The sequence below is a fragment of the Mycobacterium spongiae genome (assembly GCF_018278905.1).
Lineage (GTDB): Bacteria > Actinomycetota > Actinomycetes > Mycobacteriales > Mycobacteriaceae > Mycobacterium > Mycobacterium spongiae.
On record NZ_CP046600.1, the window covers coordinates 1,367,075 to 1,381,511 of the forward strand.

The 14,437-nt window shown below is 64.8% G+C and carries 14 protein-coding genes; 9 read left to right on the forward strand and 5 right to left on the reverse strand.

Translation table 11 applies throughout. The features are described from left to right. Positions 1 to 27: 27 nt before the first annotated feature. The 4 genes from ppk2 (at position 28) to F6B93_RS05630 (ending at position 4,299) form a co-directional block, all read left to right on the forward strand. Positions 28 to 894, forward strand: coding sequence for a polyphosphate kinase 2 (gene ppk2 / locus F6B93_RS05615; protein ID WP_211698211.1), 867 nt, complete (start codon positions 28 to 30; stop codon positions 892 to 894). A gap of 182 nt (positions 895 to 1,076) precedes the next feature. Continuing rightward, positions 1,077 to 1,592 carry a DUF6912 family protein gene (locus tag F6B93_RS05620; RefSeq protein WP_211698212.1) on the forward strand — a complete coding sequence of 172 codons (516 nt, stop codon included), beginning with the start codon at positions 1,077 to 1,079 and terminating at the stop codon, positions 1,590 to 1,592. A 192-nt stretch (positions 1,593 to 1,784) separates the two neighbouring features. Beyond that, positions 1,785 to 2,936, forward strand: a complete 1,152-nt coding sequence (locus tag F6B93_RS05625; RefSeq protein WP_211698213.1) for a ferredoxin reductase — start codon at positions 1,785 to 1,787, stop codon at positions 2,934 to 2,936. 79 nt (positions 2,937 to 3,015) lie between these two features. Next, complete coding sequence (locus tag F6B93_RS05630; RefSeq protein WP_211698214.1) at positions 3,016 to 4,299, forward strand: fatty acid desaturase family protein; 1,284 nt, start codon at positions 3,016 to 3,018, stop codon at positions 4,297 to 4,299. A 56-nt stretch (positions 4,300 to 4,355) separates the two neighbouring features. On the opposite strand, the gene rsgA is transcribed toward F6B93_RS05630, so the two are convergent. After that, entirely contained in the window at positions 4,356 to 5,348 is a 993-nt protein-coding gene (gene rsgA / locus F6B93_RS05635) for a ribosome small subunit-dependent GTPase A (RefSeq protein ID WP_211698215.1), read from the reverse strand. After that, complete coding sequence (gene aroA, locus F6B93_RS05640) at positions 5,345 to 6,670, reverse strand: 3-phosphoshikimate 1-carboxyvinyltransferase (RefSeq protein ID WP_211698216.1); 1,326 nt, start codon at positions 6,668 to 6,670, stop codon at positions 5,345 to 5,347. The genes rsgA and aroA overlap by 4 nt, the downstream gene beginning before the upstream one ends. Before the next feature lie 54 nt (positions 6,671 to 6,724). Here aroA and F6B93_RS05645 point away from each other — a divergent pair, with 54 nt between their 5' ends. Next, positions 6,725 to 7,501, forward strand: coding sequence for an SOS response-associated peptidase (locus F6B93_RS05645; RefSeq protein WP_211698217.1), 777 nt, complete (start codon positions 6,725 to 6,727; stop codon positions 7,499 to 7,501). A gap of 85 nt (positions 7,502 to 7,586) precedes the next feature. Here F6B93_RS05645 and mrf read toward each other — a convergent pair whose 3' ends face one another. After that, positions 7,587 to 8,798: a ribosome hibernation factor-recruiting GTPase MRF gene (gene mrf / locus F6B93_RS05650; RefSeq protein WP_246541090.1), complete on the reverse strand. Its 1,212-nt coding sequence runs from the start codon at positions 8,796 to 8,798 to the stop codon at positions 7,587 to 7,589. Positions 8,799 to 9,186: 388 nt separating this feature from the next. Between mrf and F6B93_RS05655 the strand changes: the two genes are divergently transcribed. Both F6B93_RS05655 and F6B93_RS05660 read left to right on the forward strand, forming a co-directional pair. After that, complete coding sequence (locus tag F6B93_RS05655; RefSeq protein ID WP_211698218.1) at positions 9,187 to 10,113, forward strand: magnesium chelatase ATPase subunit I; 927 nt, start codon at positions 9,187 to 9,189, stop codon at positions 10,111 to 10,113. After that, a complete protein-coding gene (locus F6B93_RS05660; RefSeq protein WP_211698219.1) occupies positions 10,110 to 11,840 on the forward strand; it encodes a VWA domain-containing protein in 1,731 nt (576 codons plus the stop codon). The genes F6B93_RS05655 and F6B93_RS05660 overlap by 4 nt, the downstream gene beginning before the upstream one ends. Before the next feature lie 211 nt (positions 11,841 to 12,051). On the opposite strand, the gene F6B93_RS05665 is transcribed toward F6B93_RS05660, so the two are convergent. Next, positions 12,052 to 12,900, reverse strand: a complete 849-nt coding sequence (locus tag F6B93_RS05665) for an SDR family oxidoreductase (protein ID WP_211698220.1) — start codon at positions 12,898 to 12,900, stop codon at positions 12,052 to 12,054. A gap of 382 nt (positions 12,901 to 13,282) precedes the next feature. Between F6B93_RS05665 and F6B93_RS05670 the strand changes: the two genes are divergently transcribed. Both F6B93_RS05670 and rsrA read left to right on the forward strand, forming a co-directional pair. Then, positions 13,283 to 13,933: a sigma-70 family RNA polymerase sigma factor gene (locus F6B93_RS05670; protein WP_211699295.1), complete on the forward strand. Its 651-nt coding sequence runs from the start codon at positions 13,283 to 13,285 to the stop codon at positions 13,931 to 13,933. Beyond that, positions 13,930 to 14,235 carry a mycothiol system anti-sigma-R factor gene (gene rsrA, locus F6B93_RS05675; protein WP_211698221.1) on the forward strand — a complete coding sequence of 102 codons (306 nt, stop codon included), beginning with the start codon at positions 13,930 to 13,932 and terminating at the stop codon, positions 14,233 to 14,235. The genes F6B93_RS05670 and rsrA overlap by 4 nt, the downstream gene beginning before the upstream one ends. Before the next feature lie 19 nt (positions 14,236 to 14,254). On the opposite strand, the gene F6B93_RS23690 is transcribed toward rsrA, so the two are convergent. After that, the gene (locus tag F6B93_RS23690; protein ID WP_085976515.1) at positions 14,255 to 14,329 is read right to left on the reverse strand and encodes a 50S ribosomal protein bL37; all 75 of its coding nucleotides are present in this window, start codon (positions 14,327 to 14,329) and stop codon (positions 14,255 to 14,257) included. Positions 14,330 to 14,437: the final 108 nt, after the last annotated feature.

Here is a 14,437-nt window from a genome sequence, read left to right on the forward strand (position 1 = left end):
GCCCGCATGGTTATAGCATCCGATGATGTGAGCACCGCGACCAACGACGGCGCACCGCCGAAGGTGACGAAGAGCAAATCGAGCGCGCGAGCCAAGAGTAAGATCCCTGCCGGTATCTACCGTGACGAATTGTTCCGGCTGCAAACAGAGTTCGTCAAGCTGCAGGAGTGGGTTCGCCATTCCGGATCGCGCATAGTGGTCCTCTTCGAAGGCCGCGACGGAGCGGGCAAGGGCGGGACCATCAAAAGGATCACCGAGTACCTCAACCCGCGGGTCGCTCGCATCGCGGCGTTGCCCGCTCCTACCGATCGCGAGCGTGGGCAGTGGTATTTCCAGCGGTACATCGCCCATTTGCCTGCCGAGGGGGAAATCGTGTTCTTCGACCGGTCGTGGTACAACCGCGCCGGCGTGGAAAAAGTAATGGGCTTCTGCACGCCGCAAGAGCATGCGCTGTTCCTGCGGCAAACGCCGATCTTCGAGCAGATGTTGATCGACGACGGGATTCTGCTGCGCAAGTATTGGTTCTCGGTCTCTGACGAGGAACAGTTGCGCCGATTCAAGGCGCGGCGGAGTGACCCGGTCCGGCAATGGAAACTTAGTCCCATGGACCTGGAATCGCTGTATCGGTGGGAGGACTATTCGCGCGCCAAGGACGAGATGATGGTGCACACCGATATACCGGCCAGTCCGTGGTATGTCGTGGAGTCCGATATCAAGAAGCACGCGCGCCTGAACATGATGGCCCACTTGCTGTCCACGATCGACTACCGCGACGTCGCAAGGCCAAAGGTCAAGTTGCCCAAACATCCCCTCGTGAGTGGCAACTACGAGCGCCCGCCGCGTGAGTTGTCGACCTACGTCGAGGACTACGCCGCTACCTTGGTCGAGGGCTAGGTGGTGATCGCAAGGGCGGCGAAGCCGCGGGCAGCGGGTCACCGCCGGAGGGTTGCCGTGGTGATCGCAAGGGCGGCGAAGCCGCGGGCAGCGGGTCACCGCCGGAGGGTTGCCGTGGTGATCGCAAGCGCGGCGAAGCCGCGGGCAGCGGGTCACCGCGGAGTAGGGCGGGCACGGGTCCAGTGATTCAGGTTTACATCCCGGCGACCTTGGCCATGCTGCAACGCCTCGTCGCGTCGGGTTCGTTGTGGCCGGTCAACGGCACTGCCTTCGCGGTCACGCCGACCCTGCGCGAGTCGTATGCGGAGGGCGACGAAGACGAACTCGCCGAGGTGGCACTACGTGAAGCAGCGCTGGCGTCGCTGCGATTGTTGGCAGCTGACGACGGCGACACGGCCGCCGCGGAGACTCTGCCACCGCGGCGCGCGGTGTTGGCCGCCGAAGTTGACGACGCCAGGTTCCGCCCCGATCTTGATGACGCGGTGGTCAGGTTGGGAGAACCTGTTGCGTTCGATCACGTGGTTGCCGCATACGTGGACACGTCAACCGCCGAGCCGGATGTGAGAGCCGCGATCGCGGTCATCGATGCCGCAGACCTGGGCGACGAGGACGCCGACTTGGTCGTCGGTGACGCCCAAGACCATGATCTGGCCTGGTACGCCAGCCAGGAATTGCCATTCTTGCTTGACCTGCTCTGAGACGGGCGACGATGGCGAATCTGTGGGCTGCTTCAACCCTGATTTCCGCCGAGCGCGAAGTGTGACGCATTCTGCGCGTCCAGGCGTAGATACGGAACCGTAGGTTACGCTACCGTAGGTTGACGGAGGGGCGTGAAACCGCCCTACAACCTGGGCGGAAGCTAACGACCGCACCGTGAGCAGGAGCTTCCTATGAGCAAGAAATACGCGCCGATTACTGCCAAGGTCGTCGATACCAAGCGTCCTACCGTCGCCGGCGTAGACAAACACCCCGGCTGGCACGCGTTGCGCAAGATGGCCGCTCGGATTACTACGCCGCTGCTACCCGACGACTACCTTCACCTGGCCAACCCGCTGTGGTCCGCGCGTGAACTGCGAGGGCGTGTCTTGGAGGTCCGCCGGGAGACCGAGGACTCTGCGACCCTGGTCATCCAACCTGGCTGGGGTTTCAGCTTCGACTACGAACCGGGCCAGTACATGGGGATCGGGTTGCTGATTGACGGACGCTGGCGCTGGCGGTCGTATTCGCTGACGTCGAGCCCGGCTGCGACGTCACGGTCCGGGTCACCGCGTACGGTGACAATCACCGTCAAGGCGATGCCCGAAGGGTTCTTGTCGACTCACTTGGTAGCCGGCGTCGAGCCGGGCACGATTGTGCGGCTGGCAGCGCCCAAAGGCAATTTTGTGCTACCCAACCCCGCACCTTCGTCGATCCTGTTCCTTACCGCCGGATCCGGCATCACGCCGGTGATGTCGATGTTGCGGACGTTGGTGCGCCGCAACCAAATCGCGGACATAGTGCACCTTCATTCGGCGCCCGCGATGTCTGATGTGATGTTTGCCGCAGAGTTGGATGCGCTGGCAACCGACCACGCGGGCTATCAGTTGCGGGTGCGAGAGACGCGCACTGAAGGTCGGCTCGATCTCGCGCGGCTCGATGTTGAAGTGCCGGATTGGCGGGAGCGTCAGGCCTGGGCCTGCGGGCCCGAGGGCATGCTCAGTCAGGCCGAGAAGGTTTGGTCGTCAGAAGGCATCAGCGACCGCCTGCACTTGGAACGGTTCGCGGTGTCCAAGGTGGCGCCTGCGGGAGCTGGTGGGACGGTCACGTTCGTCCGTAGCGGCCGAAGCGCGACTGCCGATGCCGCGACATCAGTGATGGACGCCGGTGAAGGTGCCGGTGTGCAGATGCCGTTCGGCTGTCGGATGGGTATTTGTCAATCGTGCGTCGTTGAGTTGGTGGAGGGTCATGTCCGTGATCTCCGGACGGGCCAGGAGCAGGACCCGGGCACTCGGATCCAGACCTGCGTGTCCGCCGCATCGGGCGACTGCTCGGTAGACATCTAGGTTACCCGTTGGTAACCTACGGATACGTAGGTTACGATAGCGTAGGTCACCGCCGCTACGACCGCAGGGAGAGAACACGATGGCGATCACTGACGTCGACGTATTCGCGCATCTGACGGACGAAGATATCGAAAACTTGGCCGTCGAGCTGGATGCCATCCGCCAGGACGTTGAAGACTCGCGCGGCGAGCAGGACGCTCGCTACATCCGACGCACCATCGCGGCGCAGCGAGCCCTGGAGGTGACGGGCCGGCTGCTGCTGGCCGCCAGCTCGCGCCGCTCGGCATGGTGGGCAGGCACCGCAACACTGGGCGTGGCAAAGATCGTCGAGAACATGGAGATCGGCCACAACGTCATGCACGGCCAGTGGGATTGGATGAACGACCCGGAAATTCACTCCTCGACATGGGAGTGGGACATGAGCGGGTCGGCCAAGCACTGGCGTTACACCCACAACTTCGTGCACCACAAGTACACCAACATCCTCGGTATGGACGACGATGTCGGCTACGGCATGCTGCGCGTCACGCGCGATCAGCGCTGGAAGCGCTACAACATCTTGAATCTCGTGTGGAATACCATCCTCGCAATCAGCTTTGAGTGGGGAGTTGCGTTGCAGCACTTGGAGATCGGCAAGATCTTCAAAGGCCGCGCCGACCGCGACGCTGCCAAGATTAGGCTGCGTGAGTTTTCCGCCAAAGCCGGCCGCCAGGTGTTCAAGGACTACGTCGCATTCCCGGCGCTGACTTCGCTGTCACCTGGAGCGACGTACAAGTCCACCTTGACGGCCAACGCGGTTGCCAATGTGATGCGCAATGTGTGGTCCAACGCCGTGATCTTCTGCGGGCACTTCCCTGACGGCGCAGAGAAGTTCACCAAGACTGACATGATCGGCGAAACAAAGGGGCAATGGTATCTGCGGCAGATGCTGGGCAGCGCCAACTTCGAGGCCGGCCCCACGCTGCGGTTTATGAGCGGCAACTTGTGCCACCAGATCGAGCATCATCTGTATCCGGACTTGCCGAGCAACCGGCTCGCCGAGATCTCCGTGCGGGTTCGCGAATTATGCGACAAGTACGACCTGCCTTACACCACAGGCTCTTTCTTGGTGCAGTACGGCAAGACGTGGCGCACCCTTGCCAAGTTGTCGCTGCCGAACAAGTACTTGATCGACGACGCCCACGATGCGCCGGAAACCCGAAGCGAGCACATGTTCGCCGATCTGGAGCCAGGTTTCGCGGGTGCGGATCCGGAAACCGGACGCCGGCGTGGCCTGAAGACCGCGATCGCGACCGTGCGCGGCTGGCGTCGCGGCAAGCGTGGCCGCGGATCCAACGGCACCATCAAGGGCTTGGCCGCCTAGCATCCCGCTGCGCGAGAAGGATCGCCAGGGCTCTGATCAGCTCGGCGTGCGGTGGATCAAGGTTCCCTGAGCGTTGCCAGCAGCCGTCGGGCGGCGGCGACGCGGCGTACCGCCGGTCCGCGGAGGGTGTCCAGCGCGCATTCCGGGTCGGCGGGCGCGCCCATGTGCCCGCAGCCGCGCGGGCAATCCTGGGTTGCTTCGGCCAAGTCGGAGAACGCCAACAACACGTCGTCGGGCCGGATATGGGCCAACCCAAACGAGCGGATGCCCGGAGTGTCGATCACCCAGCCGCAACCGGGCGATGAGTCGCCCAAGGGCAGGGCCACCGACTGCGTGGAGGTGTGGCGGCCCCGACCGATGTCGGTGACCTCGCCGACTGCCCTATCGGCTTCCGGCACCAGACGGTTCACCAGCGTCGATTTGCCGACCCCAGAATGTCCGAGCAGCACCGTGATCTTGCCGTCGAGCAAGTCCGCGACCGCGAGCAGCGGATCGTCGCGGCCCGCGGCGATGACCGTGAGGTTGAGATCGACGAACTGGTCGCAGAACGGTTCCGGTGAGGCAAGGTCAGTCTTGGTGAGGCACAGAATCGGTGTCAGCCCACCGGCGTAGGCGGCGATGAGCGCCCGGTCGACGAGGCCGGTGCGTGGTGGTGGGTCGGCCAGCGCCACCACGATCAGCAGTTGGTCAGCGTTGGCGACCACTACTCGTTCGGTCGGGTCGGTGTCATCGGCGGTGCGCCGCAACACCGTTCGGCGTGGCCCTCGCCGCACAATGCGGGCCAGGGTGTCAGGCTGCCCGGAAAGGTCGCCGACCAAGTCGACATTGTCGCCGACGACGATCGGGGTGCGCCCGAGTTCACGTGCTCGCATAGCGGTGACCCGCCGATCCGGGGCGCCGCCGAGGACGCATCCCCAGCGCCCGCGGTCGACGCTGACCACTTTGGCCGCCTCCGCGTCGGCGTGCTCCGGACGGGTCTTGGTCCTCGGTCGCGAGCGCTTGCTAGAGCGGACCTTGACGTCGGACTCGTCGTAGTCGCCGGGTCTCAACCGCCGGACCCCTGACCGGCCAACATGCCTGCCCATAGGTGCGGGAATTCCGGCAACGTCTTCGTGGTGGCGGCGATGTCGTCAACCTTGATGCCGGCAACCCGGATCCCGATAATTGCGCCGGCCATGGCCATTCGGTGATCGGCATAGGCTCGCCAGACGCCGGGGCGCAGGGGTGTCGCGGTGATCGCAAGTCCGTCGGCTGTTTCCTGACAGTCTCCTCCCAGGCGGTTGATCTCAGTGCTCAACGCCGCAAGCCGGTCGGTTTCGTGGCCGCGAAGATGGGCAATGCCCGTCAGGCGGGACACCGAACCTGGCGTTGCGACTGCCGCGAGTGCGGCGACGGACGGCGTGAGTTCACCGACGGCGCGAAGGTCCACGTCGAACCCGCCGTAGGTCTCTGCGCCCTGCACCGTTAGCAACGAATCGGCATGGGTGACAACGGCATTCATTCGTTTGAGAACGCCGAGTATGTGGTCTGCGGGCTGCACGCTTTCTGCGGGCCAGCCGGTAATGCGTACGTTTCCGCCGCTGACCACGGCCGCAGCCAGGAACGCAACCGCGTTGGTCAAATCCGGTTCGATGTCCCAATGCCGGGCCTTGACCGTGCCGGGGTGTACCTGCCACTGGTTCGGCACCGAGTCGTCGATGTCGACGCTGGCCTGGCGCAGCATCGCGACGGTCATCGCAATGTGGGGTGCCGACGGCAGTGTCGACCCGGTGTGCTGCACAGTCAGGCCCTCGGTGAACGATGCCCCAGACAGCAACAGGCCCGAGACGAACTGCGATGACGCTGATGCGTCGATTACCACCGTGCCGCCAGCGACCGATCCGCTGCCCTGAACGCGGAAGGGCAGCCCGCTACCGTCGATGGGCACGCCGAGATTGCGCAGCGCATCAAGCAGGGGTGCGATGGGCCTGGCCCGGGCTTGCTCGTCGCCGTCGAAGTCCACCGGCGAATCGGCCAGCGCGGCTAGGGGCGGGACGAAACGCAAGACTGTGCCCGCCAGCCCGCAATCCACGCTGGCGTTGGGACCGGGTTCGATGCGGCCGCTTACCGCTAGGTCGGACGCGGAATCGTCGATGCACAGACCCAGAGCCCGCAACGCCGAGATCATCAGGGCGGTGTCGCGGCTGCGAAGGCCACCGGCGATGGTCGACGTGCTTTGTGTGGTCGAACCCGGGCGCCCCGGGTTCTGTGCGGCCGCCAGCGCCGCCAGCACCAGCGCGCGGTTGGTCTGAGATTTTGAGCCTGGAACGGTCACGGTCGCGTGCACCGGCGTTTGCGCGAAGGGAGCCGGCCAAGGCTCGGTGCTGCTCACGTGTTCATCCTGCCGTGTCGGCGGGTGTCGTGGGTACCGGGCACCATGGGAGGCATGTGCGGACGGTTTGCGATCACCACCGACCCGGCCCTGCTGGCCGAGAAAATCACGGCGATCAATGAAGTGCCGGCGGCCACTGGCGGCGTGCCATCAGAAGCCATGGCGCCCAATTACAACGTGGCGCCGACGGCGAGCATCGCGGCCGTGGTGTGTCGCCATGCGGAGCCCGATGACGAGGCCAGTCGTCGCGTCCGGCTCATGCGCTGGGGTCTGATCCCGCCCTGGGTCAAGGCCGGTCCGGACAGCGCACCCGTTACCACAGGCCCACTGCTGATCAACGCCCGTGCCGACAATGTCACCACCTCGCCGGCTTTTCGGTCGAGCGCTCGGTCCAAACGGTGCCTTGTTCCGATGGACGGCTACTACGAATGGCGCGTCGACCCGGACGCTAGTGCCGGTCGGAGGGCTCGCAAGACCCCGTTCTACCTGTCTCGCAGCGACGGCGAGCTGCTGTTCGCGGCCGGCCTGTGGTCGGTGTGGAAGCCCGCCAAAGATGGTGCGCCGTTATTGAGCTGCACGATTATCACCACGGATGCGGCCGGCGGACCGGCCCAGATCCATGACCGGATGCCGCTGACGCTGGCCGAGGACGACTGGGATGCCTGGCTGGACCCCGATGCCCCGTTGGATCCCGAGTTGTTGACCCGTCCGCGAGCTGTCGCCGACATCGAGTTGCGTGAGGTGTCGACGCTGGTCAACAGTGTGCGCAATAACGGTCCTGAGCTGCTCGAGCCGGCCGAGCCGCAGCCGGAGCAGATCACGTTGCTCTAAAGCGGTGGGCGGGCGAGATGCAGCCACGAGTCATCGTTCTCGGCGCCGCGCTGGCGGAGAACCCCACGCGAGCGTCTTGGAAGGCTCAACGACCGGCGAAGTCCTCGCCGTCTGGCCGCTCGGGAGCGCAGGCGTCCTCGACCTTGTCGAGGCCGTCGCAAGGATCTTCGTGCCACTCACCGAACGGGTCGTCATAGTCCGTCCAGGCCTCAGGATGTGACAACTCTTCGTCGGTGAGCAGCGCACCCGACAACACGCGGGTGATCCGGTCCGGGTCCGCGCCGCACACCAGGGCCGTAAGTGAGACATGGCGGTCGCCGAATTCTTCATCCCACCGCAGGCTGGCGAGCGCAACCCGGTCGGGATCTGCCTCCCGCTGCTCATCTGGTGACGAGCCCGCGAGCCACCTGCCAGCATCGCCCACGCGCAGACCGCCGCCGGCTGATTCGATCCATACGACGGTGTCCGGCTGGCTCGCCAGCCAAACGCGTCCCTTGATGCGTACGACGCCGTCGAGCAGCTCGTCGATTGCCAGGTGCAGGCGCATCGGGTGAAACGGGCGGTTCGCCTCGAACTCGATGATCTGCACGTCGCCGTCGGCAGCGAGTGGCGGCTCGCCAGCAAGCAAGGGTGCGTGTGGGTCGTAATCATGGTCGCGCCGCGGGTTGGATTTCATGGCATCGAGCGTTGCGGGCAGCAGACCGACGCCCACGACGATCGATGCTCGCGGCGTCAGCCGCCGCAGCACTGCGTGCGTTCGATACTCACGCTCTGACAACACGAGGACGTCGGCGAACTCGGCCTGGCCTACCACGACCTGGGCGACCGTCCGATCGTCGTCGAGCTCGTCGGCGCTCAGCGCGTCGATCAACCATTGCGACGTGGCCACGGTGCTGACCACGGCCTGGATAGCGACGTCTCGGGCGGCGGGCCCATCGACGTACCCGGGTCCGACGTGGACGTCGACGTTGTTGATCGCCCAGCAGACCGGTTCTGGCTCGAGCCACGGCGCCAGATGGACGACGATGCGACTCACATCGTCGCGGCGGTGCAGACGGCGCAGCAAGATAAGCAGGTCATCGCGGATGGTGCAGTCGACGCAACAGTTGGCCAACTCCAGTGGCCATTCCGATGTGTGTGGCTCGTCCCCGGAACGAATGCGCACCGAGCGAACCACGACCTGCCCGTCGTAGCGGTGCGTGACGACGATGGTGCCGGAATCCCGCAGCAGACGTTCGCACACCTCGTCCGTCAGTTCCTGGCCGGCCACTACGAGCACCGGAGTCCGCTCCACAATCCACCTCAAACGAGAATCATTTTCATTAAGGGACGGGTTCACCGTAGCGGCAGCTGCTGGTGCTGTCGAAATCGCCAGCCGATCCGCGCCGGTGCCCCAGCGTCGATGCTGCATTCGGCGGTGGCGAGCACTACCGCTAGTCTTAATGATAATCATTTTCATTTCTACAAACGGCGGTGCGTCGCCAGCCTTGGAGGTTCCGATGCCGGATACCACTGCCGACTCGTGGGTGCTTTGACGCGGCGTTGAACAAGTCGCGTCCAACTACCACGTGTCGGCCGCCTGATTCGACGGCCGTCGGCCACAGACGGTGGGTCTTGAACCCTCAGCACCGATGCGGGGTGGTCACGTCCGCATTGCGGCGGTCTGTCGAACGTCAAGGAGGCTCATGATCGTCTTTCCCTTCACCGCCGTACTCGGCCAGGAAGAGCTGAAGCACTGCTTGGTGGTATGTGCCATCGACCCGGGTGTCTCAGGGGTGCTCGCGGTCGGTGACCGCGGCACGGCGAAAACCACCACCGTGCGGGCGCTGGGGGCACTGCTTGAGCGCGCCGGTGCGCAGATGCCAGTCGCCGAATTACCCTTGGGAGCGAGCGAAGATCGTGTTCTTGGCTCGCTCGACATCGACCGGGCGCTGCGCGGGGAGGTGGCCTTCGCGCCGGGTATCCTCAGTGATGCACACGGCGGGTTCCTGTACATCGACGAAGTGAACCTGCTCGATGACTACCTGGTCGACATCCTTCTCGACGTCGCGGCGTCCGGCGTGAACCGTGTGGAGCGCGACGGCATCGGCTACACACACCCGGCTCGCTTTGTGCTGGTTGGCAGTGGCAATCCCGAGGAGGGCGAGCTGCGGCCGCAGTTGGAGGACCGGTTCGGCTTGGCCACCTTCGTGCGCACGATCGCCGATGCGCAGACACGCCTGGCTATTGTGCGTCGACGATTGAGTTTCGAGTCCGACCCCGAGAAGTTCGAGCGTGAGTGGCTCGACGTCGAGCATCGACTGGCCGATCGGCTACTCGCAGCACGCGACGGCCTGGAGAATGTGCAGATTCCGGAGGTTGTTCTGCGCCAGATCGTCGACATTTGCGTGGAGTCAGGGGCGGTCGGCCACCGCGCCGAGCTGGTGCTCACCCGGGCCGCTCGCGCGACCGCGGCATTCGGAGGCCGCCATCAGGTGACGCACACCGATGTTGCGTTGGCTGCGATCCCGGCCTTGCGTCACCGCACCCCGCGGCAACTAGCTGAGACACCCACGGCTCCGGCCGCTCGGGTGAAGCTGGCCACGGCGCGCGTGCTTGGCCTGGCGGGATGAGTCTGAACACCCCACTACCGGTAGACCCAGTTTCGGACGTGGTCGCACGATGGCGTGCCGGTGACCACTTCGGTGTCTTGTGCACGGGAGATCCACTGTTTGCCGAGAACGTGTTCCGAGCGCTGGCCCCGACCGCGGATCGCGCCTTCGGAAATGCGGAGTCCGTCGGTGCCGAGGACTTGGCGGGTCTGGACGGTGAGCGCGTGGTCGCTTTGGCATGGGATCCCGCGGACATCCATCCGGCCTTGCTGCGGCGCTGTACGGCCGTCCTGAACTGCGGTCACGTAGCCAGCCGCCGCCGACACATAGTGCGCTCGCCTGCGGACCTGGTGGCTGCGACCGTGCACGTGTTGGATTCCGCGGGAGTGCGCGATCACGGTGTCGAAATGGCCGCAACGCGTCTGGTGATTGGCCTGCACGCCGGTGGATGCAGCGACCCGCTCTGGGTGGTGCGCGCAGTCGTTGCAGATCCTCGGCGTTCGAAGACCGCGGGCGATGATCCGAACGGGACTTCTGGGGTGACCGAAGAAGAGGCGCAGGCTGGTGCCGAACTGGCGGCGAGCGACGACGGCAGCCAAGAGTCGCCAATGCCGGTAGAGCCCGACCTCGACACATCCTCAGCTGCGAACGACGACCCCGATACTGGTCGCGATCCGTCGGGCGAAGACGAGATTCGCCACGAGAACCGCGCAGGCGAACAGCAAATGCCAGCAACCGAGCAGGACCCGTCGGCGGCGTCATCGGACGGAAAGGGCGATTCTCCCGAACCCGCTGCCGAGACGGATACCGCAGCGCACGAGATCCCAAGCGAGGCGGGTGCCGAACGTGGCGGGGCGGGGCTGCCCGTGGCTCCTCAGCGCGGGGCAATTTCCGGGCTGGAGGCGAACGGCGAGGATCCAGTCGCTCGTCAGGCCGGAGGCGAGGGCCAAGGGCTGGGTCAGGCCTACGAACATACCGACATCCGGGTCCAGCGAGCACTGGACGCGATGCCATCGCGCCGGATGCGAGACGCCACAACGCATATGCGCGGCAGTCGCGGTGCGCGTAGTCAGTCCCCGGAACGGGGACCGATCCTGAGGGTGGTACCGCCCGAACGCGTCGGTGGTCGTGTCGCGGTGATACCGACGCTGCGCCGCGCGGCGTGGCGCAGGGCGCTGAGCGCAGAGGATGACGCCGAATCGGTCACATTGATTCGCGATGACCTGCGGGGCGCAATCCGGCGCCGGCCGGGCGGCTACCACACAGCCATCATCGTTGACGGTAGCTCTTCTCTTGGCCGCTCCGGACTGCTTCGCGCTGGCGCTGCCGTGGATCAGGCGGTGGCGGCGATCGCCGCCCGACGCGGAGTTGTCTCCGTGATCGTCGCGGCTGGAAAACGCGCCCGTGTCGTCGCCGAACGCTCGACAAGCCTTGCGCGAACCAGGCAAGCACTTGTCACAGCGCAGACAGGCGGTGGCACACCATTGGCTCACGCATTAAGTTGTGCGATCGATCTACTCGCCAAAGATGAGTTGCCGAGGCGCAGGCTGCTTCTCCTGACTGATGGGCGAGCCACCGTCGGGCTCCGCGGCAGTTACTTGCCGCCAGCAGCTGCGGTGGAAGAGCTCGCCAAAGTTCTCGCGGAGGCGACCCGCCTAATACCAGATGTAGCGATGCTGCCGATCGGGTTCGCGGAGTCGCGGGACAAGGCGACATTCATCGCGGCAGGCGTCCGCATCAGCGGCTAGCGGGGTGGCCCAGCGAAATCGGGGCCTGGTTAGGAGCCGGGTAGTGGCGTCGGCCATCGCTGCAACTCCTCTTGGCGCACCTAGACCGAACACCACATCGGCCCGACGGCAAGAGACTTGACTGGCCACGGAGAGAGTTGCCATCTGGAAACCGGTGAAAACGAAGCGACACGAATGATTTTGGGCCGAATGGCCCGCGGGCCAACCCGCTCTAGGGTTGGACGTATCCCGGCGGGTTGACGTCTTCGACCCACAGATCGACGCCGAGCTGTGCTCCGGGCACGCAGTCGTAGACCGACAAATCGGCGACACCGGACTCGACGAGCACGTCCTCGCACAGCAGCGTGTTACCGGTGTAGTCGGTCGCCGGCTTGTTGAGGATGACGTACGCCGCGTCCGCGTAGACCTCGGGCCTGCGCGACCGCGCCATCGCTTCGTCGCCACCCAGCAGATTCTGTACCGCCGCTGTCGCCACCATCGTGCGTGGCCACAATGTGTTCGACGCGATGCCGTGGGCGCGCATCTCCTCAGCGATCCCCAATGCGCACAGCGTCATGCCGTACTTCGCCATCATGTAGGCGGTCGGCTTCAGCCACTTGCTGCCCAGCAGGATCGGCGGGGACAGCGTCAGGATATGCGGATTCTCCCGACCCTTCAGATGCGGAATGCACGCTTGCGACACCGCATACGTGCCGCGCACCTGAATGCTGTTCATCAGGTCGAAGCGCTTCAGCGGTACATCGGTGATGGCGCCCAGGTTGATCGCCGAGGCGTTGTTGACGCACATGTCGATACCGCCGAATTGCTCGACGGTCTTGGCTACCGCGGACTCCACCGAATCTCCATCACGAATGTCGCCGACGATCGGCAGCGCCTGTCCGCCGGCGTCCTCAAGTTCCTTGGCCGCGGTGTATACGGTGCCTGGCAACTTTGGGTGCGGCTCGGCCGTCTTGGCGATCAGGGCGATGTTTGCCCCGTCGCGGGCGGCTCGTGTGGCGATCGCCAGGCCGATACCACGACTGGCGCCGGAGATGAACATGGTCTTGCCGTTGAGGGACATGGCGCCACACTAGCGCCCGGCCCGATGTGGCGGGCCCTGGGCACCGCCATGCTATCGAGGATGCGGTTCGACCTGGCAAACGCGCGGTACGGGCAGTGCGGGAAATAGCACGACGGCGATCGCTGTTGATTGATGCGGCAACTATGGCGTCTGCGGCAGCCGGCAGGCGGCGGCAGACGCCAGCGGAACCCAGCGGAGAAGGCCGAGCGGAGAAGACCGGGAGAGACACTGTCGGTCGCAGCATTTAGATTTGGAGGAGGGGAGTCTGGTGTCAGCGGCGATGAGCCTGACTGCCGAGGAGTTGCCTGCGCGTATCCTCGTGAGTCCGGTGTCGCTACCGATGTCCGACGACATCGCCGACGAAGGGACCGTGCTAATCAAGATGGCCGACATCGATGGCGTGACAGGTTCCGAGGTTGCCGCGTCCGGACCACCCGAGGAGACCGACGAGCAGTTAACGGCGCGCTTCGAGCGTGACGCGATCCCGCTGTTGGACCAGCTGTATGGCGGCGCGCTGCGCATGACGCGCAATCCTGCCGACGCAGAGGACCTGGTCCAGGAGACGATGGTGAAGGCCTACGCGGGATTCCGCTCATTCCGCGCAGGCACCAATCTCAAGGCTTGGCTGTATCGGATCCTGACCAACACCTATATCAACAGCTATCGCAAGAAACAGCGGCAACCGGCGGAGTATCCGACCGACGAGATCACCGACTGGCAACTGGCCTCCAGCGCCGCGCATTCCTCGACTGGACTGCGCTCTGCTGAGGTCGAGGCGCTTGAGGCGTTGCCGGACTCCGAAATCAAAGAGGCGTTGCAGGCTTTGCCCGAGGAGTTCCGGATGGCCGTCTACTACGCCGACGTCGAGGGCTTCCCGTACAAAGAGATCGCCGAGATCATGGATACTCCGATCGGGACCGTGATGTCGCGGCTGCATCGCGGTCGACGTCAGTTGCGTGGGCTCCTCGCCGGCGTGGCCAAGGAGCGGGGCTTTAGCCGAGGTGAGCAGGCGCAGCAGGAGGTGTCTTCATGAGCGAGTTTTCCCGCTCATCGGGCCCGTGCGGCGGCGGTGGCGATTCCCATGACCCGGCGGGTTGTGCAGAAGTGATAGCCGAGGTATGGACTCTGCTTGATGGTGAATGCACGCCGGAGACGCGGCGCAAGCTGCGTCAGCATCTTGAGGCGTGCCCGGAATGCCTGCGACATTACGGGCTCGAGGAGCGGATCAAGGCCTTGATCGCGACCAAGTGCAAAGGCGAAAAGGCTCCTGAAGGTCTACGCGAGCGCCTCCGGCTGGAGATTCGCCGGACCACCATCATCCGCGGTGGGTTCTAGCGCCTGAGTCTGGAAGCTCCTAGGAATTCGGCCGCTTACCGTGGTTAGCTTTGCTGTGCTTGCGGTCACGCTTCTTACGGCCACGCTTGGCCATGGAGAACCTCCGTAGTTCGGTAGATATCCGTAGTTCGGTAGATATGCGACAGGCGACGTCTCTGCCCGGTTGTTGCCCAGTGTCTCACGGGGTCGCATATTCGGTGTT